This is a genomic window from Paenibacillus sp. NPDC057934, from assembly GCF_042887565.1.
Classification (GTDB): Bacteria; Bacillota; Bacilli; order Paenibacillales; family Paenibacillaceae; genus Paenibacillus_AQ.
Map to the genome: position 1 here is coordinate 705,966 of NZ_JBHVPB010000001.1, position 19,161 is coordinate 725,126.

The 19,161-nt window shown below is 51.1% G+C and carries 15 protein-coding genes; 10 read left to right on the forward strand and 5 right to left on the reverse strand.

The window, feature by feature from the left end; genetic code table 11:
- Positions 1-72: 72 nt before the first annotated feature.
- From ACFVRY_RS03420 to ACFVRY_RS03440, 5 genes are read right to left on the reverse strand one after another with little or no spacing between them, the layout of a single operon-like run.
- Positions 73-864: an energy-coupling factor transporter transmembrane component T family protein gene (locus tag ACFVRY_RS03420; protein WP_387497306.1), complete on the reverse strand. Its 792-nt coding sequence runs from the start codon at positions 862-864 to the stop codon at positions 73-75.
- 18 nt (positions 865-882) lie between these two features.
- Positions 883-1,755 carry an ATP-binding cassette domain-containing protein gene (locus tag ACFVRY_RS03425; RefSeq protein ID WP_387497308.1) on the reverse strand — a complete coding sequence of 291 codons (873 nt, stop codon included), beginning with the start codon at positions 1,753-1,755 and terminating at the stop codon, positions 883-885.
- Entirely contained in the window at positions 1,746-2,582 is an 837-nt protein-coding gene (locus ACFVRY_RS03430) for an ATP-binding cassette domain-containing protein (protein WP_387497310.1), read from the reverse strand. The genes ACFVRY_RS03425 and ACFVRY_RS03430 overlap by 10 nt, the downstream gene beginning before the upstream one ends.
- Positions 2,575-3,093, reverse strand: coding sequence for a CD3072 family TudS-related putative desulfidase (locus tag ACFVRY_RS03435; protein WP_387497312.1), 519 nt, complete (start codon positions 3,091-3,093; stop codon positions 2,575-2,577). Before ACFVRY_RS03435 ends, ACFVRY_RS03430 begins: the two co-directional genes overlap by 8 nt.
- On the reverse strand, positions 3,083-3,661 hold the full coding sequence (locus tag ACFVRY_RS03440; protein WP_387497314.1) for a CD3073 family putative ECF transporter S component: 579 nt from the start codon (positions 3,659-3,661) through the stop codon (positions 3,083-3,085). The genes ACFVRY_RS03435 and ACFVRY_RS03440 overlap by 11 nt, the downstream gene beginning before the upstream one ends.
- A 457-nt stretch (positions 3,662-4,118) precedes the next feature.
- Between ACFVRY_RS03440 and ACFVRY_RS03445 the strand changes: the two genes are divergently transcribed.
- The 10 genes from ACFVRY_RS03445 to ACFVRY_RS03490 all read left to right on the forward strand — a co-directional run bounded on the left by ACFVRY_RS03445 (position 4,119) and on the right by ACFVRY_RS03490 (position 19,156).
- Complete coding sequence (locus tag ACFVRY_RS03445) at positions 4,119-4,859, forward strand: IclR family transcriptional regulator (RefSeq protein ID WP_387497745.1); 741 nt, start codon at positions 4,119-4,121, stop codon at positions 4,857-4,859.
- A 236-nt stretch (positions 4,860-5,095) separates the two neighbouring features.
- Complete coding sequence (locus ACFVRY_RS03450; protein ID WP_387497316.1) at positions 5,096-6,235, forward strand: betaine/proline/choline family ABC transporter ATP-binding protein; 1,140 nt, start codon at positions 5,096-5,098, stop codon at positions 6,233-6,235.
- Entirely contained in the window at positions 6,232-6,882 is a 651-nt protein-coding gene (locus tag ACFVRY_RS03455) for an ABC transporter permease (RefSeq protein WP_387497318.1), read from the forward strand. Before ACFVRY_RS03450 ends, ACFVRY_RS03455 begins: the two co-directional genes overlap by 4 nt.
- A 29-nt stretch (positions 6,883-6,911) precedes the next feature.
- Positions 6,912-7,850 (forward strand): ABC transporter substrate-binding protein, encoded by a 939-nt coding sequence (locus tag ACFVRY_RS03460; RefSeq protein ID WP_387497320.1) that lies wholly within the window; start codon positions 6,912-6,914, stop codon positions 7,848-7,850.
- A 74-nt stretch (positions 7,851-7,924) separates the two neighbouring features.
- A complete protein-coding gene (locus ACFVRY_RS03465) occupies positions 7,925-9,280 on the forward strand; it encodes an LLM class flavin-dependent oxidoreductase (RefSeq protein WP_387497322.1) in 1,356 nt (451 codons plus the stop codon).
- A 25-nt stretch (positions 9,281-9,305) separates the two neighbouring features.
- Positions 9,306-10,976, forward strand: coding sequence for a thiourocanate hydratase (locus tag ACFVRY_RS03470; RefSeq protein WP_387497324.1), 1,671 nt, complete (start codon positions 9,306-9,308; stop codon positions 10,974-10,976).
- Between the two features lie 62 nt (positions 10,977-11,038).
- Positions 11,039-12,181, forward strand: coding sequence for a thiohydantoin desulfurase (locus ACFVRY_RS03475; protein ID WP_387497326.1), 1,143 nt, complete (start codon positions 11,039-11,041; stop codon positions 12,179-12,181).
- On the forward strand, positions 12,174-13,778 hold the full coding sequence (locus tag ACFVRY_RS03480) for an HAL/PAL/TAL family ammonia-lyase (RefSeq protein ID WP_387497328.1): 1,605 nt from the start codon (positions 12,174-12,176) through the stop codon (positions 13,776-13,778). Before ACFVRY_RS03475 ends, ACFVRY_RS03480 begins: the two co-directional genes overlap by 8 nt.
- Before the next feature lie 657 nt (positions 13,779-14,435).
- Complete coding sequence (locus ACFVRY_RS03485; protein WP_387497330.1) at positions 14,436-16,160, forward strand: fatty acyl-AMP ligase; 1,725 nt, start codon at positions 14,436-14,438, stop codon at positions 16,158-16,160.
- Positions 16,157-19,156 carry a type I polyketide synthase gene (locus ACFVRY_RS03490; protein WP_387497332.1) on the forward strand — a complete coding sequence of 1,000 codons (3,000 nt, stop codon included), beginning with the start codon at positions 16,157-16,159 and terminating at the stop codon, positions 19,154-19,156. Before ACFVRY_RS03485 ends, ACFVRY_RS03490 begins: the two co-directional genes overlap by 4 nt.
- Positions 19,157-19,161: the final 5 nt, after the last annotated feature.

The following is a 19,161-nucleotide window of genomic DNA, read 5'->3' on the forward strand; positions in this document are numbered from 1 at the left end:
CCGCAAAAAAACAGCGTCAGACCAGGATGTGAGATTACATCCAGTTCTGACGCTGTTTAAGATTAATCACTTCTACCACACAAAAATGAACAACAGGTTAGCCAGTGAAAAGGTGAAGACGGCATAATCACTAAGCCGGAAGCGATAGATGCGGATCGGTGTACGGCCTTCGTCACCCTGGTAACAGCGGGATTCCATCGCCACGGCCAGGTCCTTGGCACGGAGGATGGACATCACGAACAAAGGCATCAGCATCGGCAACACGCCGCTGAAGCGAGAGGTGATCCCCTTTCGGTGGAAACCGCCCCCGCGGGCCAGCTGCGCCTTGCGGATTTTATCGAATTCCTCCATGAGGATGGGCAGGAACCGCAGGGCGATGGAGAACATCATCACGGCTTCGTGTACGGGAAGCCGCCATTTTTTCAAAGGCTTCAGTAAAATTTCTAGTCCCTCTGCGAGCAGAATGGGAGAAGTCGTCCGCACCAGCAGAGAGAGTAGCAGCACGATTCCGGCAATCTGCTCACACATCATGATTCCCTTGATGGCCCCTGGCCTAGAGAAGTGAAGCGGTCCCCAGGTGATCATTGCGTCCCCTGCGCTCGTCACCAGTAAAGCTTGATAAATCATTGTCGAAGCGAAGAAAAGCGACAGCGACAAGAGGGTAAAGACCAATACCCGCCAGGATAACTTGGCAACTCCCCATAGGACAATAAGAATCAGAAGCTGCGCCGTCTTCAGCTCCGGGCTATGGGTCAGCAGAAGCGCGGCCCCGAACAGCAGTACAGCTAATATTTTCATCCGCGGGTCCCAGCGCTCCAGCCAGGAGTTGCGTTTCTGATAGAGCAAGAAGCTTTTTCCGGACATACTATTCCCTCATTTTCATTAGACTGATATTTGTCGGCTGCTTAGCAGCTTGGTTATGGTATCTGCTGCTTCTTGCGGGGATAGGATTTTATTGCTGGAAACGGCTCCTAGCTCCCGCAGCAACCGCGTTACAGCCAAAGCGGGCGGTTCGTCCCATCCAAAGGTTTCCAGTAGCAACGGATCTGACAAAAGATCGGTGGGGTGCCCGTCCGCCAGAAATTGTCCTTCCTTCAGGGCGATGAGGCGCGAAGCATGCTCCAGAATTTCCTCCAGCTGATGGCTGACCCACATCACAGTCATTCCTCGTTGCTGGTTCATCGAATGCAATAGATCGAAGAGGGCGGTCCGAGACTGAAGATCCAGTCCAGCTGTTGGTTCATCAAGAATCAACACTTCTGGCTCCAGCACAACTACACCAGCGATAGCGACCCGACGTTTTTCACCGCCACTTAGCTCGAACGGACTGCGGTCCTTGAATTGCTCGTAATCCAGCTGCACGGCCTCCATGGCTGCGCGCACTTTGACTTCTTTCTCTTCCGCTGTGAGCTTGGCACTTTGGAGTCCAAAGGCAATGTCCTCAAACACGGTGGTGGAGAAGAGCTGATGCTCCGGATACTGAAAAATAAATCCGACCCGGTCAAACACCTCGGGTCGGCGAGCAAGATGCGGGTCTGTGGCGTCCAGTTCTACCGTACCCTCTGAAGGAGCCAGGAATCCTTTAAGAAGCTGGAGAAACGTGGACTTGCCAGAGCCGGATTTTCCAGCAATGGCGAGCATCTCGCCGCTTTCCACGCTCAGACCTAGATGCTGCAGCACAAATGGACCTGCAAGCGGCTTATTTCTGCGGCGTTTGCTGTACGTATAGGTAACGTCATTCAGCTTTATCTGCATAATAAATCCCTCAATTTCTGCTCATTCAGATCTGTTGGAACAGAGACGTCCTGCTGGCGCAGCAGTCCGGCGAGCCTATGGTAATAAGGCAGCTCCAGTCCGCAATTCTCCAGTAGCACGGTGTCTTGCTCCAGTTCGGCGGGAGTACCTTCAGCTACGATCTCTCCGCTGCGGAACAGCACCCAACGGTCCGCACCGGTAACCTCTTCCAGATGGTGTGTAATGTAGATAAGAGTGAAGGGCACCTGCTTTCTAACTTCATGTAGGGTCGCAACGAATTGCCGGCGGGCTACAGGATCGAGCATAGAAGTGGCTTCATCCAGGATGAGACAACGCGGTGCCAGAGCGAGAACGGAGGCTAGGGCCAGTTTCTGCTTTTCGCCGCCGGACAGGTTGCTGACAGGACGTTCTTCATCTGCTTCCAGCCCAACCAGTTGAATGGCCCAGGTGATACGGCTTGCGATTTCCTCCTGTGGCCAGCCGATATTAGAGAGCCCAAAGGCGATGTCTTCACCGACAGTGATGCCCACCTGCTGGTTTTCGGGATTCTGGAACACGATCTGGACCGCCCGGCGGATCGCTGGAAGGGAGGGGCGCTCAGACGTAGTATGGCCCTCTACCAATACCGTTCCTTCGGTCGGCAGCTCTATGCCATTGAGTAACCGGGACAAAGAGGATTTGCCGGAGCCATTACGTCCCAGAAAAGCGACAAATTCACCAAAGGGAATTTCAAGGGATACATGAGATAATGCCGGCTTGTGGCCGGCATCCTCCTCCTCTTCATCAGGTTCATTGTAATAGAAGGTGGCGTTCCGGATATCAATCATTGAGGGTCGCCGCCTTCCCTTCGGGTTTGTTTTGATTTACAGGTCCGAACACGCTTTTGGCATCATCAGGATTGAAGGTGCCGTCAGCCGTGTTCGGAATTTGCCAGAAGAAATCAATCTCTACACCGCCCTCGGCGGCGAGCTCCAGAAAGTCCCGCATGAACACACCTTTACCGGGATCACAGGAAGGACTGCCTGAAATACCAAGGCCGCCTACAATTGTATATCCGTGATCCTGATAGGTCTTGAGCTGCTCAACCGCAGGCTGTAGAATTTTGCGATTATGCGCGCGAAACTCCGGAGTATCGTATTCTTCTACAGTCATTGGAGGCCGTTCGGGTCCCAAAAATGTGAATTCGGGACAAGGCAATTGGAACATTCCGTATCCTTGCTCGTAAGTCCAGTCGACTGCCGCTTTCATGACGCCTGGACTCCGGGCTTCGCCTTCCACTACGGCGTTTTGGTTAATGACGCAGTGAGAGGCGACAACGATTTGTTTACTACGCTGCACGGGAAGCCTTCTTTTTCTGGGATGGACGTTTGATGAGGGATTGCGGCAGATTTTTAACTACATAGTAGACAAGCAGTGCAGACAGAATTTTATCGATCAGATTCTCGCCAAGCCGAGGCAGGAAGGCCGCCGCGAAGAGACTAGAACCCGCTTGTTTCAACCAAAGTACAGCAACATCCTGCACGCCTCCGGTCAAGCCGCCGAACAAGCCAATGGCGATTACGGAGCCGACTGCGGGGCAGAGAATACCAAGTAAGATACCGGAGATTAATGCGGAAGAGAATCGGAAGCCGTTCTTGCGGGCAGCGTATCCTACCACGAGTCCCACAATAATATTAACTAGTGCAAAAGGGATGGCGGTATAGCCGGAAGTCACGCCGAGAACAAGGTTAGTTAACAGGCCGACCAGCCCGCCCCATAACGGACCAAATATAGCAGCAATAAAGATGGTACCTACAGTATCAAGGAAAAGAAAAGGAATTTTCAGATTACTGACGACAGTGCCTGCGATGACGTTGATCGCAATCGCGAGCGCGCCCAGCGTGATTACTAGAGTCTTTTGATTCATACGGTTGTTCCTCCTAGGGATTCATAATTTGTTTTATGACTTTACAGATAGATGAGCAATGAAAATATGAACCCTACTCCCCCTTTGTACATAGCGAGCTGTTGAAGGAAAGACCCTAAGTAGAAACAACAGCTACAGACGAATCATTAAATCCAAGTGTGTAGATGGGATTAATAAATTATATTCTAAGTCGAAATCCCTAGATGTCAATGGTATTATTATTCATTTTTAAGAGAGAAATCGTTTTATTCGCATATAATCCGATAATAATACTAGTTGTTAATATTAGGGAGGCATGATATTATCGTGAAAAAATAAAGTCTTCTCTAATAGTGATAACAAAGGAGATGAATCTTTTTAAACAGATCGAACTGTAATTTTTCCGCAAAATAGGCTAAAATCACAATATTACAAGTCTTCTATTGGATAAAAGAGGAGTCGTTGGCTAGTGCAAAAAATGAACGGAACGCAGACGTTAAGCCGTGCGCTGGATATCTTATTCGCTTTGTCGGAAGAGAGCGGGACTCTGACGGTGAGTGAAATCGCCCAGAAAGTGTCCATTCCAGAGAGTACGACCTATCGTTTTCTGCAGACCTTAGAACAGAATGGAATTATCGAAAGGAGGGGGAAGAACCAGATCGGCCTTGGCCTGCGCATTCTTGATTTGGCGCGTAGTCTGAACATGCAGTTCCAACGTGATTTACTGCCGCTGGCCCTCCCCATTATGGAAGAATTGACGGAGAAGGTGCAGGAAACTTCAATTCTGTTTGTCCGAACGGGCAACAATGCGGTATGTATTCAGAATGTGAAGAGCCGTGGCCTGATTCAATTCTCCATCGACAATGGACGGATTCTGCCACTACATATGGGGGCTTCGGGCAAATGCATTCTGGCTTTCGAAAGCGCCAAGGTAACGGAGAGAATCTTGCAGCTGCTTAGCAGTGACAAGGAGAGAGAAGGGCTCATAGCTGAACTTGCGACCATTCGTGAGCAGAACTACAGCATTACCAAGGGTGAGGTTGACCCTGATGTGTATGCCATAGCGGCACCAATCACGGACGGTCAAGGTCCTGTAATTGCAAGCCTCGCCGTGGCTGGACCCAGCTTCCGGTGCAACAACGAGCAGGACAAGACAAACATCGAAGCAGTAACCAAAGCGGCAGCGGAGCTGTCACGGCGGATGGGCGGCGGGAATTAGTTTTTAATTCCGATTTGAATAGTTTAATTTATGATTGACAAAAGAGTATTGCACCAATATTATTGTCTTACGGTATTAACTTATCATATAACAATAATATGACTGACCATACTTATGGAGGTCTTGTTTTTCGCTCAGACGAAGAATAAGGCCTCTTTGCTATTTGGAGGTAAGCTTTCGCATTAAAACCAAGTTTACAAATGAGAATAATACATTTTGAAAGGGGAGGAAGCAGTATGGCTGAAGCAGTAGCGGTTGAGTTCAGGAATGTAAGTAAGGATTACGGTTCGGGAAAAGTGCTGCGTGATTTTAACCTCACGGTACCAAAAGGGCAGATAGTAACGATTATCGGACCTTCCGGCTGCGGTAAGACTACACTGCTTAAAATGATCAACCGGCTGGAGGAGCCTAGTGAGGGACAGGTTCTTGTTGAAGGAAGGGATATCGGCTCTGTGGACGCTGTGAGTCTGAGGCGGGATATTGGATATGTCATTCAGCAGATAGGTCTCTTTCCTCATATGACTATCGAAGAGAATATCGGGATTGTTCCGAGACTCAAAGGCGCAGGCAAGGAGGAGCGCAAAGAGCAGGTAACCAAGCTTCTTCAATTGATTGGTCTTCCGCCTGAGCAGTACCGTAAACGTTATCCCCATGAGCTAAGTGGCGGACAACAGCAGCGGATCGGGGTGGCCCGGGCTTTGGCATCCGATCCCTCGATCATCTTGATGGATGAACCATTTAGTGCACTCGATCCTATCAGTCGGGTCCAACTCCAGAAAGAATTGATTAACCTCAACCAACGCCTGCACAAGACGATTGTCTTCGTCACACATGATATTGATGAAGCGCTGAAGATCGCTGACCGGGTTATTCTGCTGAGCGAAGGTGAAGTGGTGCAGAGCAGTACGCCCGCTGAACTACTGGCTCACCCAGCTAATGAATTTGTGGTTGAATTTCTGGGCCCGGAGCGTTTCCAGAACGACTTGTCGCCAGGAACAGCTCACCATATCATGATTGACGGTCTGTCTATTGATCATCAGGCTTCAATCGAAGAAGCCCTTGAACTTCTGAGAGCAAACAGCGCTGAAGCTTTGGCTGTAACCGGGACGTGGGGTGAACTGCTGGGGATTGTCGGAATTGAAGAAATCAGTCAGCATCTTCTGCATGACAGCACGCTAAAAGTTGGTGCGATCGTCCAAAGTGATACCAGCTCTCTTTTGGCAAACACACCAATGTCCGAAGTTTTCGAGCAGATTCGCAATCACCGGATCCTGCCTGTCGTGGATGACAGCAACCGGCTGATTGGCACCGTAACCCGTTCCAGCGTCATAGAAGCACTGGGACGACATCTTCACAGGGAGGAGCATAGCGCATGAATCATGTATGGGATACGTTAGCCGCTGACTGGCCGATGATACTGAGCAAAACGGGAGAGCACATGTATCTATCTCTAATTTCCGTTCTCATTGCTGGATTTATCGCGGTTCCCCTCGGGATTTTTCTGACCAGCCACAAACGGATGGCGAACACGATCATTACCGTTGTTTCGGCCATCCAGACCATTCCGAGCCTGGCGCTGTTCGGGTTCATGATTCCACTGGTAGGTATCGGCACTACCCCTGCCATTATCGCGTTGACTTTATATGCTGTGCTTCCGATGCTTCAGAACACCTACGTTGGCATTAATGGGGTTCAGCCTTCTCTCCTTGAGGCAGGGACCGGAATGGGCATGACCAAATGGCAGATGATGAGAATGGTTCAGCTCCCAATTGCACGCAGTGTCATCATGGCTGGTGTTAGGCTGGTCGCTGTACAGACCATCAGTCTGGCGACGATTGCGACTTACATTGCCGCCGGAGGGCTTGGAGACATCATCACCAGAGGAATTGCCATGATCAATACAGTTACCATTATGGAAGGGGCCATTCCGGTCTCGCTGCTGGTCATTTCCGTCAACTTCATATTGCTGCTGCTGAACCGGGCGCTAACCCCGAAAGGCCTGCGGCACTTGAATAAATTTTAAGAATTTACCAAGGGAGAGTGGCATGGATCATGATAACTGTAAACCCAAAAAGATGGACGGTAACAAAAGGAAGTAAGCTGCTTATTACCCTAGGATTAGTACTCACCACAGTGTTTACTGCAGCGGGCTGCTCCAATTCCAAGGCTTCCGAGGGCAAGGATACGATTGTCCTAGCAACAAAAGGATTTGCTGAGTCGGATATATTGGCGAATGCCTTGAAACTCCTAGTTGAGAATGACACGAAGCTAAAGACCGAGATTAAGAAGTTGGATAACACCTTGCTCTGGAATGCCATTGGCTCAGGAGATGTGGATGCATATGTGGAGTACAGCGGGACAGCACTGATCAATATTTTAAAGCTACAGCCGGAATTTGATCCAGACAAAGCTTTTAAGACCGTTGTAACCCAGCTAAAGGAAAAAAACAAGCTGATTGCGCTTGATCCACTGGGCTTCAACAATACCTATGTCTTTGCTGTACGCAGGGAGACCGCCGAGAAATACGGGTTAAAGACAGCTTCACAACTTGCCGAGAAATCTGGCGAACTGGTCTTTGGAGCGAGTGAGGAGTTCCTGAACCGTGCGGATGCCTGGCCATACGTTGAAAGTATTTATAAGCCAAAGTTCAAGGAAACGAAGTCCATTCAAGACAGCTCCTTGCGGTACCAAGCGATCAAGCAGAAGCTGATTGATGTGATGCTTCCGTATTCGACAGACAGCCAAATTTTGGCGAACGATCTCGTGGCCTTGGAGGACGACAAGCATGTATTTATTCCGTATGACGCTTTCCCGGTTGTACGCGAGCAGACATTGGATGAGCATCCTGAATTGAAAGAAACCCTCAACAAGCTGGCAGGAAAATTGGACGAAACCGCTATGCAGAAGTTAAATGCCGAAGTGGAACAGGAACAGAAGCCAGCTATTGATGTCGCTCGTGAATGGTTGAAGTCACAAGGGCTAATCAAGTAAGCTTCCTCATAACCAATTGACGGCCTGACAATGACATGAGTCAACTAATAGCGAATGAGAGGGGATAACACGTTATGAGCAACAGTACACGGCAGCTTGCGCTGGGGGCAATGATGTTTTTTCCGGCGGGTGAGCATATTTCAAGCTGGAGACATCCTAGGTCTGAGGCTGAGGGACTTCTGAATTTCGATTATTACAAAAGAATTGTGCAAACGGCGGAGCGTGGGCGATTCGACATGTTCTTTTACGCCGATGAGCTCTACGTCTGGGACCGTTTTGAGTCGGGGATCAGCCATTCCAACAGTGTTCGGCCGGAGCCGTTCACCCTGCTGTCCGCGCTTGCGGCGGTAACCAGCCATATTGGTCTGGCTGCAACGATCTCTACGACCTATAACGATCCGTATCATATTGCGCGTAAGCTCGCAACGCTGGATCATTTCAGCAGCGGGCGGGCTGCGTGGAATATTGTGACCTCTCAGACGGACGAGGAGGCCCGGAATTTCGGAAAGGAAAGTCATTTGCAGCATGAACTGCGATATGAACGGGCCAAGGAGTTTGTAGATGTTACTCAGGGACTCTGGGATAGTTGGGATGAGGATGCGCTTCTATTTGACAAGGAAAGCGGCTTTTTCGCAGATAAAGATAAGCTTCATAATCTGGATCATGAGGGCAAGCACTTTAAAGTCAAAGGCCCACTGAATGTTACTCGTCCACCGCAAGGCTATCCGGTACTGATTCAGGCCGGAGCTTCTGAGGCGGGAAAAGAAGTGGCTGCCGCAACAGCTGAAGTTGTGTTCGCTCCTGGCGGCACGCTGGCTGAGGGTCAGGCGTTGTACGCAGATATCAAGGGCAGATTGGGTAAATATGACCGTTCTCCGGATGATCTCAAAATCATGCCGGCTCTGATGCCCATTCTTGGAGACACCGAAGAGGAAGCGGCGGAACGCCTGGCTGAAGTGGAGAATCAGACTCCTGATACGCTAGCACTGGACCTATTGTCCCATTACATCGGAGTGGACGTGTCGGGTTATCCGCTGGATGAACCGCTGCCGTTTCTGCCGGAGGAAGAAGGTTTCAATCAGAGCAAATCTAAATTGAAAAGCATACGTGAGCTTCTAATTAATGAGAATTTAACACTCATTCAAGTTGCAAAGCGGGTCACCACAAAACGGGTCTTTGCTGGAACACCTGAGCAGGTTGCTGATTATATTGAAGCCTGGTTCACCGGTGGTGCTGCCGACGGCTTCAATATCGCTTTCCCGTATTTGCCGGGAGCGCTCGACGATTTCGTGGAGAAGGTCGTGCCGATCCTTCAGCAGAGAGGTCTGTTGCGCCGGGAATATGAAGGTACTACACTACGGGAACATCTGGGCTTCAGTAAGCCGGAAAGCCGGTATGCTAAAACGCCGGAAACCGTCACACCACAGTGACAGAACAGCTAACAGAAAGCGGGGGATGGGAGTGACAAGAATTACTGCGAAGAGAGGCGGAACACTGCGCTGCAAGGGTTGGAGACAGGAAGCGCTCTTACGTATGCTGGAGAATGTGCTGGAGAACGGGGAGAACCAGAAGGAGCTGATTGTGTATGCTTCCCTGGGAAAAGCGGCGCGGAACTGGCCCTCGTATCAGGCAATTGTTGAGACACTGAAGCAGCTAGAAGAGGATGAGACACTAGTCATCCAGTCCGGCAAGCCAATCGGTATCTTCAAAACGCACCGCCAGGCGCCGCTGGTGGTCATGGCGAACTGCAATCTCGTGGGGCGCTGGGCGACCAGCGAGAACTTCTACGAGCTGCAGGACAAGGGGCTGATCATCTGGGGCGGACTCACCGCAGCCGCCTGGCAGTACATAGGTTCACAGGGTGTTATCCAAGGAACCTATGAGATCTTTCAAAGCATTGCCCGGCTGCATTTTGGCGGCGATCTGCGAGGACGATTCATTCTGACCGCTGGACTTGGCGGCATGGGCGGCGCGCAGCCGTTAGCCGGCCATATGGCGAATGCCGCCATTCTTTGTGTAGAGGTGGCGGAGGAGCGAATCGACAAGCGGATCGCGGCTGGTTACCTGCAGAGGAAGACTGACAGCCTCGATGAGGCGCTGTTCTGGATTAAGGAGGCGGTAACCAATGGCACGAGTATATCGGTCGGCTTGCTGGGCAATGCCGCCGATGTCTACCCGGAGTTGCTGCGACGGGGCGTACAGCCTGATGTTGTGACGGACCAGACGTCCGCACATGACCTGCTGTACGGATATATTCCGAGCGGCTACACACCGTCTTCGGCTGCTGCGGCCCGTAAGGATCAGCCGGCTGAGCTGCAAGCCGCTGCCGGAGCGTCCATCGCCAAAGAGGTTCAGGCGATGCTGGCGTTCAAGGAACGGGGAGCGGTTGTCTTCGACAACGGCAACAACATCCGTTCCCAGGCGGTGCAATACGGCGTAGACAATGCGTTTGATATTGATATTTTTACAGAGGCTTTCCTGCGTCCGCTGTTTGCAAGGGCAATTGGACCTTTCCGCTGGGTAGCACTCAGCGGTGAAGTTGAGGATATTCGAATCATTGATGACTATATCCTGAAGGAATTCAGCGATAATGAGATCGTCTCCAACTGGATCAAGCTTGCCAATACGTACGTACCGTTCGAAGGTCTGCCAGCCCGCATCGGCTGGTTCGGCCATCAAGATCGCAGCAAGCTGGCACTCGCGGTTAACAAGTTGGTTCGCGAAGGCAAGCTTGCTGGTCCAGTAGCCTTCTCACGTGACCATCTGGATGCCGGAGCCATGACTCATCCCAACATCATGACGGAGCGGATGAAGGATGGTAGCGATGCTATCTCTGATTGGCCGCTGCTGAATGCGATGCTGAACTGTTCGTCGATGGCCGATCTCGTGGCCATCCATTCCGGTGGGGGAGGATACTCCGGCTATATGACCAGTGCCGGGGTTACGATTGTGGCCGACGGTACGGAGGCAAGTGATCTGCGTCTTCGTACCGCGCTTGACAACGATACAGGGATTGGCGTACTTCGCTATGCAGATGCCGGTTACGACGAATCTCTAAAAGAAGTGCAGGAGAAAGGCATCGCCCGGATTGATACGACGCGCTATGAGGCAATTCCTGCGGAATAACGTAGTGCGAGATTAATGTCCCAGCGCAGAAATTGCATAATTGACATAAGGGGGAAATACACATGCGTGAACTGACAAGAGATGATGTGGAAGCAGCGGTTAAAGGAGGCTCCGTGTTCGCCAGCGGCGGCGGCGGGTGGGTCGATCATGGACTGGAGATCGGCCATGCTGCTCTTGGTCTTGGCCGGCCCAAGCTGTTGTCCATAGATGAACTGCCGGATGATGCGATCATTCTGACCTGTACGGCCATAGGTGCTCCGGCAGGTCGGGACTGGCAGATGCTCGGCAAAGATTACATCAAAGCGGTACAGCTTGTGATTGATCAATATGACGGTAAGATTGCCGGAGTCATGACACCGCAAAATGGTATGTCCAGTACGATTAACGGCTGGTTGCCTGCGGCTGCGCTTGGTTTGGCAGTCATTGATGCCACTGGAGACATCCGCGCGCATCCTACTGGCAAAATGGGCTCGCTCGGCCTTGCGTCTTCCATTGACTACGAAACGATACAGGCTGTGGCCGGGGGCAATCCGGAGAACGGCAGCTATATCGAACTGGTGGTCAAAGGAACACCGGCTCGAACTTCTAATATTCTGCGGACGGCCTCGGACATGGCGGGTGGATTCATTGCCGCTGCAAGGCATCCACTTCCAGCCAAGTATATCAAGGAACATGCCGCAATCGGGGGCATTTCCATTGCTCTGGAGCTGGGCAGAACAATCTTGAAGGCTGAGCCGGATGGACCGGAGGCTGTCCTGAAGGCGATTGTTCGCAAAACGAAGGGTAAAATTCTCGGCAGAGGCACGGTGAGTGCGAAGAACGTGCGTTATTCGGGCGCTTTTGACATCGGCACGATTGAAGTCGAAATTCCCAAGAAAACGCTGGTCCTTCATGTCATGAATGAATATATGGCTGTGGACGATCAAAAGGGCAAGCGTCTGACAACCTTCCCGGATGTTATTACTACGTTCGATTTGCAGACGGGATTGCCGGTCAGTGTAGGTGATATAAGAGAGGGGATGGAGGTTGCTGTATTCTCCATCGATAAATCGAAGGTTCCGCTTAGTTCCAGTGTAAAAGACCCTAGCGTGTACCCTGAGGTCGAAGAAGTGCTGGGTATTGATCTGCAGACTTATGCCTTCGATAAAGAGAAAAAGGAAATTAAAGTGAAAAGGGAGAGTAAGGAGATAGAGGTCTATGCCTAAGGACATAGCAGTCTTTGGAACAGTGGCTACAGGTGATAATGAAGTGTATAACCATTCAGTTAATGGGGTTAATCACTTGATATTGGATGGCTGCAACTTGAGTATTGAGGATGTGAACCGTGTAGCACGGCATCGCAGACCTGTAGTTATTGCAGCAGAAGCCCGGGAGCGGCTGGAAGCGGCTCGTAAGGTGATTTTCGAACTCGCGGCCGAAGGCGTGCCGGTTTATGGATTGAATCGGGGAGTGGGCTGGAATAAGGATAAGGTAATTGACTCTGATTATTTTGAAGCCTATAACCGCAAGTTGCTGCTGTCGCACAGTGCGGGCGTACAGCCGGACGCGCCGGAGGAAGTGGTTCGGGCAGTCATGTTGGCCCGGCTCAACGGCCTGCTGGCGGGCGCGACAGGCGCCCAGCCGGAAATTGCTGAGCGTTATGCTGAATTTCTGAATCTGGGTATTCATCCGGTTCTGCCGCTGCGCGGGTCTGTGGGCGCAGCGGATATCACCACCATCTCGCATATTGGTCTGGCCATGATCGGCGAAGGAGAAGTGGATGTCGCCGGACGCCGGTTGCCTGCTCTTGAAGCACTCGCGGCAGCGGGGCTGGCACCGCTAAGTCTCGGTCCAAAGGACGGGCTGGCCATTGTCAGCTCCAACGCACTCTCTGCAGGCAATGGAGCCTTGGCATTGGTCGAAATCCGTAATCTGCTGGAGTCCGCAGATTACGTCTACGCGTTGTCCCTGGAAGCCATCCGCGGGAATATCAGCCCGCTGGATGAATCGGTGCACCGCAAACGACCGTTTCCGGGCCAACTGGGAAGTCTGTCCCAGGTCCGGGAAGCGCTGAAGAACAGTGATCTGTGGAGCGGATTCAATCCGGAATCGCTGCAAGACCCGCTGAGCTTCCGGGATGCCTGCCAGATTCACGGAGCCGCCCGGGACGCTCTGGATTACACGCGGCAGCAATTGGAGATTCATCTGAACAGCTCCGACGATAATCCATGTGTCCTGACGGAAGAACGGCGCATCTTGTCCTGTGCCAACTATGATCCAGTGACATGGACGTTGGGGTTTGAGATGCTCGGCAGTGCCCTGCATCATGTCTCCAAAAGTTCCTGCTACCGGATGATCAAGCTTGGCGATCCTGGCTTTACAGGCCTGAGCCGGTTTCTGACTGCTGATCCGAACCGCTCGATCGGCTTTTGCACAGTACAGAAAACAGCCGCCTCACTGGATGCGGAGATCCGTCATCTCAGCAACCCGGTCTCTGCCGATTATCTGTCGCTCGCAGGAGACATTGAAGATCATGCATCTAACTCGCCTTATGTCGTCTCCAAGCTCCGGGAGATCGCTGACCGCTTAGCTTACATCCTCGCGATCGAAGCTCTTCATGCTGCCCAAGCTATTGACCTTCGAGGCGATTTGCGCTTGGGTGAGGGTACCGGAGCGGGCTATGAACTGCTGCGCTCTGAAATACCTTTCTTGTCGGAAGATCGTAGTCTGACTGTGGATATCGAACGGGCTTACCGCCTGTTCAAGGATGGCAGATGGATCAATGCAGTGAGAAATAAATCAGGTAATCATATTAATAATTAATCATATTAAAGGAATAACATAGAATTTAGTCTCTTTTATCCCTTAATTGTCCAGTAATGAGGTTATTAACGGGATTTTTTCCAGTTACTCTTAGAAAAAAGAGAATTCAATTAAAATAACAGGAACAGTTCCATTTATTCCAATGCCCTAAGCACATGGCAGATAAGCTTCTATTAAGAGGCTGTTGCTGTTCTATAACTATTCAGAAGAAAAAATGTAAGACAAACAGCCGGGGTTTTCCTTTGCAGGGAAGCTCCGGTTTTTTCGTTTATTTTCGTAAACTGCTTAGGGTTTTCAGTGATGCTATTTGTATCGAAAATTTATAGTTTTGGTAGCATTTCAAAGTTGAAATTACTAAAAAAGTAAATTCACCACATGTACACAAATGCCGTGATTTTCGACAGGATTCATCATTTTCTATCAATGAATCCTGTGGAAAAGAGGATGTATACTAATGGCATTCCTGAAAGGGGTTGATTACATTAAAAGGTAAAATTATACTTTTTGATTATTGTGCAGGATGAGGAAATGCAGAAGATTTTTATACATGGATAGGCCTATTTTTGAAAAGTCGGGCGGATTTTCGGAAGTGAAATACATCATAGTGTAACGGATCGCACTCTGAGATACCGCGCTTTAACCCAAAGGAGAATGATCGTGAGCAGCATTATTCAAGAATTAAGCACCGTTGTGGAGCTTCTGAACGAAAGAAGCCTTCTGACCCCAAGCCGGATTGCCTTCACTTACAGGGAAGGTGACCAAGAGAGCATGCTGACCTATCACGATTTAGCAGTCCGCTCCAAGCGGGTGGCTGCGTCTATTGCTCTGGTGTCCAAGCCAGGGGACCGGGTAGGCCTATTGCACACCTCGGGTTTTGAATTTGTCGTGTCTTTCTTCGCTTGTCTGTATAGCCGGACTGTGGTAGTCCCTCTTGAAATCCCCAAGCCGTCGGAGAATCTGTACAACATGCAGGGCGCCGTGGCAATGGCTGGCATTAGTGTGATTGTGACATCCAGTCCTGTTCTTGAGCATGTCGCGGATCTGATGGATGAGGAAGAAGAACTCTCCTCACTACACTGGCTGTCTATTGATGAAATGGACGACATTCCGTTTGTTGCTATGGAAGCCAATCCGCATGAAGCGGCCTTTGTCCAATTTACATCAGGAACGACCTCCACGTCCAAGGGGGTGGTGCTAAGTCATGACAATCTCCTGCATAATGTTCGGAATGTTAGCCGCAAGCATGGACTGACGGAGAATGACAGTGCGGTGATCTGGCTTCCACTGTATCACAATCTGGGGTTGATCGGTGGTGTGTTGGCCCCGCTGTATGCAGGATTGCCGGTTCACCTGATCAGTCCCCAGGAAGTGCTGCGCCGTCCAGCTCTGTGGTTAGAAATCATTTCAGAGAAGCGAGCTACCGTAAGTGGCGGGCCTAATTTCGCTTTTGATCTGTGCTTGGCGCATGTTACATCAGAGGAACTTCAGAGGCTCGATCTGAGCAGTTGGGAAATTGCTTTTTCCGGCGCCGAACCGGTGCGCAGCCGCACTATAGAGGGCTTTGCCCAGAAATTCGCTGCTGCTGGATTCCGGCGCAATGCCTTTTATCCCTGCTATGGACTGGCGGAGTCCACGCTGATTGTTTCCGGTGGAACCCGAGAGGAAGATCCAAAACTCCTCCACTGTGATTCAGCCGCGCTAGAGCAAAACCGGGTAGTGGAGGTTACAATTTCCTTGGAAGAAGCCCGAACCCTTGTGGGCTGCGGGCAGCCAGTTGACGAGCAGGACCTGATCATTGTCGATGCAGAGACACACATAGTGCTACCGGAAAATGCTATTGGTGAGATTTGGCTGCGCAGCCGCTCTGTCGCGCTTGGCTACCTGAATGATGAACAACGCACGTCAGAGACTTTTGATCAGATCCTCACAAGTGGTGAAGGTGATTATATGCGCACCGGGGATACCGGTTTCTTGCGAGACGGTGAGCTGTATATTGTCGGAAGACTTAAAAATCTACTGATTGTTCGCGGCAAAAATTTCTACGCTAATGATCTTGAGGCGTATGTTCAAAGTCTTCATCCCGCATTTCAGGCTGGTGCTGCTTTTTCTGTGGAGGCTGAGGAAGAAGAAAGGATCGTTATTCTGCAGGAAATGGAAGGCGAACTGGAGGATCAGGTACAGGAAACGGCCCTGCGGAGTATAAGACAGGGTCTGGTAAGCCGATTTGGGATAGCACCGCATGACATTGTGCTTGTAGCATCGGGTACACTGCCTCGGACGGTCAGCGGGAAGATCAAACATTATGATTGCAAATCCCGGTATTTAGGCGGAGAGCTGGAAGTTCTTGGTGGTCAGCAAGCCATAGGGGGAACGACGAGATGAATTTGGCTGAGATCAGACTATGGCTGGTAGAACAAATTGCGGAGGCCACCTCTGTGTCACTAGAAGATGTGCCGATGGATGAGCCCTTTCTTCATTTGGGGCTGGATTCCCTCAAGGCAGTGCAGATCACCGGGAAAATCGAGGAGAAGCTGCAGCGGGTTTGTTCTCCAACTTTGTTCTATGATTACCCTACTATCGAACAATTGGCACACTATCTGCATGAAGGAACCCATTCAGCCGGTCCGGCTCTCCAGGCCAAGGGGGCAGCTTTGGGTAATGCTGGAGAGACAGAGGATATCGCCATTGTTGGCATCTCGTGCCGGTTTCCGGGTGCGGAGTCTCCGGCACAATTCTGGGAGAACCTGCTAAACGGCAGACAATCCATTTCGGAAATTCCGGATAGCCGCTGGAACCTCGCCGAGTATTATAGCGACAATCCGGATGAAAAAGGAAAGATGTATGCGCGGTGGGGAGGATTTTTGGAACGCGTCCGGGAATTTGATGCCGGATTCTTTGGTATCTCTCCGCTGGAGGCAGAGGTCATGGACCCGCAGCAGCGGCTGTTGATGGAACAGAGCTGGCTGGCCTTCGAGGATGCCGGCATTCGGCCGTCAGAGCTTGAGAACAGCGATGTCGGCGTGTTCGTAGGCATCAGCACGAATGATTATTCGAAGCTGAAACAGTTGCCGGAACAAATCACTGCCTACCACGGAACGGGCAATGCATTCAGCATTGCCGCTAACAGGCTATCTTATTTCTACAATTTTACCGGACCCAGTCTTTCGTTAGATACCGCCTGCTCTTCATCCTTGGTGGCGCTCCATCAGGCCTGCCGCAGTCTGAAGGAGGGGGAGAGCAGCTTGGCCTTGGTTGGGGGAGTGAATCTCATTTTGGACCCTGACCTGTATATTAATTTTTCTAAAGCTCGGATGATGTCTGAGAGCGGGCGCTGCCATACCTTTGATGAGCGGGCAGACGGTTATGTGCGCGGTGAAGGTTGCGGTATGGTTGTTCTGAGGAGGCTGAGTGAGGCGCTGGCAAACGGCGACCGAATCTATGCCGTAGTCAAAGGTTCGGCTGTGAATCAGGACGGTCGCAGCAACGGATTGACCGCGCCGCGTGGTACTTCGCAGAAGAGCGTGGTGGAACGCGCGTTATCAAAGGCTGGACTTGGCGTGAACGATATTGGTTATGTTGAGGCGCATGGAACGGGGACAAAGCTTGGCGACCCCATCGAAATTAATGCGCTTAAGGAAGTATTCGCTAATAAGCAAGAGGGCATCACCCGGGTTGGAGCGGTGAAAGCCAATATCGGCCACCTGGAAGCGGGAGCCGGAATCGCCAGTGTGATCAAAGTCTGTCTGATGTTCAGGCATGGGATCATTCCGCGTCATCCGGATCTGCAGAAGATGAATGAACATATTACGTTGGAGGGAACAACGCTGGCTATTCCAGTAGAGGCTGAGGAATGGAAGGATAAGATGAAGAATGCGGGAATCAGTTCGTTTGGCTTCGGCGGGACGAACGCCCATGTGATTCTACAATCCTATCGTGCACCGAAAAGACTGGGTGCGCGCCGCCAACTGTATCCGGGTCATATCCTTACTCTTTCTGCCAAAAGCGAGCCCTCTCTCCGCCGTATGCAGGATGCCTATGTTCATCTTCTGGAGAACGCTCCCGTCCCACTCGATCTGCACAATCTTTGTTATACGGCGCATTGCCGTCGAGATGTATTTCCGTACCGGATTCATGTTGACGGGCGGTCACGGGAAGAGCTTGCCAGCAAGCTGAGATCAGCCGCAGGGCAAGCGGTCAGCCGGGTACCCGGCAAAATCGCCTTCGTCTATGGCGGGCAGGGCTCACAGTATCCGGGAATGGCCAGAGAGTTGTTCCACACCTCACCGGTATTTCAACAGGCGCTTTCCAGCGCATTATCCTGTCTGGACGAGGCAACCTCGGATAAAGTAATGCAAATCCTGTACGGAAGTGACGGGGCTTTAAGTGAGGCCATCCATGAGACGGAATATACACAACTTACGCTTTTTCTCATTCAATATGCCCTTAGCCAACTGTGGAGCAGCTTCGGCATCAAGCCCGATTATGTGGCTGGACATAGCATCGGAGAATATGCGGCGGCTTGCCAGGCTGGAATGTTGGAACTGTCCGAAGCAGTGGAACTGGTACGCATCCGCGGGCAGCTGATGGGTTCCACTCCGCTTCAAGGTGAGATGGCGACCGTACAGAGCAATGAGTCCGCAGTTCGCCACTGGATGGAGAAGAGTGGACTCGGGTTGTCCGTGGCGGCAGTCAACTCTCCAGGGCAGACGGTAGTGTCAGGAACGGCCGAGGATTTGGCAGAATTCACTGCGATCTTGCTGGAACAGAATATTCCTTATAAAAAGCTGGCGGTCTCCAACGCTTTTCACTCCAGCTTAATGGAGCCTGTTCTGAACGAATTCCATCAAGCCGCGAGTACAGTTCATTACTATGAAGGTCATATTCCGCTGATTTCCAATCTGGATGGCCAGCCTCGCCGGGCGATATCGGCCGATTATTTGCGGGATCATTTGCGCGGAACGGTTCGTTTTCACGACTGCATGACATATTTTCGGGAAATGAAGGTTACAGTGATTGAGATAGGTCCCGGCGGACTGATCAAGATGGCTCGGAGGTATGTGAACGGGGATCTTGCCTGGGGGGCAAGTCTTAACAAGGATGGTGCGGACTGGGAGGTCATCCATCATAGCCTCACCTTGCTGGCTGAGCGCGGATCGGACGTCGACTGGAAGGGCTATTATGCTCCGCTAAAGCCGGAACTTGCTGAACTACCTTCGTATGAGTTCAACCGACGACAGTATTGGCTTAAGGAAGCGCCGCCAGTTGAAGAATATGCCAGCACTGTGGATGATTTCAATCTTCCTGTTGTTCTGGAGATTATTGAGCATCAATTGGAGACCATTAATAATCAGAGCACATATATGCTGAAAAGGGGATAAATGCT

Coding starts and splice junctions, on each gene's coding strand:
- ACFVRY_RS03420 (WP_387497306.1), bottom strand. CDS start 864: ATGTCCGGAAAAAGCTTCTTGCTCTATCAGAAACGCAACTCCTGGCTG.
- ACFVRY_RS03440 (WP_387497314.1), bottom strand. CDS start 3,661: ATGAATCAAAAGACTCTAGTAATCACGCTGGGCGCGCTCGCGATTGCG.
- ACFVRY_RS03475 (WP_387497326.1), top strand. CDS start 11,039: ATGCGTGAACTGACAAGAGATGATGTGGAAGCAGCGGTTAAAGGAGGC.
- ACFVRY_RS03425 (WP_387497308.1), bottom strand. CDS start 1,755: ATGCAGATAAAGCTGAATGACGTTACCTATACGTACAGCAAACGCCGC.
- ACFVRY_RS03490 (WP_387497332.1), top strand. CDS start 16,157: ATGAATTTGGCTGAGATCAGACTATGGCTGGTAGAACAAATTGCGGAG.
- ACFVRY_RS03445 (WP_387497745.1), top strand. CDS start 4,119: ATGAACGGAACGCAGACGTTAAGCCGTGCGCTGGATATCTTATTCGCT.
- ACFVRY_RS03470 (WP_387497324.1), top strand. CDS start 9,306: ATGGGAGTGACAAGAATTACTGCGAAGAGAGGCGGAACACTGCGCTGC.
- ACFVRY_RS03480 (WP_387497328.1), top strand. CDS start 12,174: ATGCCTAAGGACATAGCAGTCTTTGGAACAGTGGCTACAGGTGATAAT.
- ACFVRY_RS03430 (WP_387497310.1), bottom strand. CDS start 2,582: ATGATTGATATCCGGAACGCCACCTTCTATTACAATGAACCTGATGAA.
- ACFVRY_RS03465 (WP_387497322.1), top strand. CDS start 7,925: ATGAGCAACAGTACACGGCAGCTTGCGCTGGGGGCAATGATGTTTTTT.
- ACFVRY_RS03460 (WP_387497320.1), top strand. CDS start 6,912: ATGATAACTGTAAACCCAAAAAGATGGACGGTAACAAAAGGAAGTAAG.
- ACFVRY_RS03450 (WP_387497316.1), top strand. CDS start 5,096: ATGGCTGAAGCAGTAGCGGTTGAGTTCAGGAATGTAAGTAAGGATTAC.
- ACFVRY_RS03455 (WP_387497318.1), top strand. CDS start 6,232: ATGAATCATGTATGGGATACGTTAGCCGCTGACTGGCCGATGATACTG.